At 68.7% G+C, this 806-nt stretch carries 1 protein-coding gene; it reads right to left on the bottom strand.

Annotated elements, in window-relative coordinates:
• Positions 1 to 806, bottom strand: an 806-nt coding sequence (locus tag AC1RQF_RS33380) for a type VI secretion IcmF C-terminal domain-containing protein (protein WP_492874400.1), incomplete at both ends; no start/stop codon positions are given.

The raw sequence follows: 806 nt of genomic DNA, 5'->3' as shown, positions 1-806 counted from the left end.
AGCGCCTGCCACTCCAGCCGGACGGTCCCGATGTCCGTCTGATACAGCCGTTCGCGACGGTCGGCCGTCCCGCCCGCCGCCTGTCCCGCGTCGAAGAAGCGGAACAGCGCCCAGGGTCCGTCGAACTGAAGCGTGCTCAACCGACCGTCGACCGATTTGAGTTGAAGCTGGATCGCCAGCTTGGTGCCTTGCCCGCTCCAGTCGATGCGCTGCGGCGACGTCATCCCATGCGCGTAGCGCAGCGTCTGCCCGCCCACGATCAGCTGCGCTTCCGAGATCTGCGAATCCATGTCGAGGAAGCGCAGCACGGTCGACACGCGCAGATGGCCGGATTCATCGAGCGTCACGCCGCGAATGCGATCGGCCGTCTCGTAGGACGACAGCACGCCCGGGCTCACCAGACCGAGATTGCCGCCGTTCGAGCGCAGCGCCTTCCACGGCGTGCTCGACGTATCGACATAGGCCGCCAGATGGTCGCGGAAGTAAGACGCCATCAGGCCCTGGGCGCTGAACAGGCGTTCGAAATCCGCGACGCCCGCGTCGACCTGCGCGTTGCGCCGGAACGGATAGCGGCTCGTGAAGCCGGCGCTGCACACCGTCGAGGTCGCGCCCGCCGCGCCGCGATTGAGCAGCGCGCCCGATTCGCGGGTCGTCATCGTGCTGCCGCTGCCGATCAGGTCGAGCATGATGCCCCGCACCGGCTCGGGCTGCCGCGCGGCGGTTTCCTTGAGCCGCGAGAACGCGTCGTACTGCGCGGGCAGCACCTGGCCCGCCTGCAGCGCGCCATTGACGAGCCCCAGCTGCCG

The organism is Burkholderia sp. GW821-FHT14F03 (genome assembly GCF_058803765.1).
This window is presented reverse-complemented; position numbering and strand designations above follow the sequence as displayed.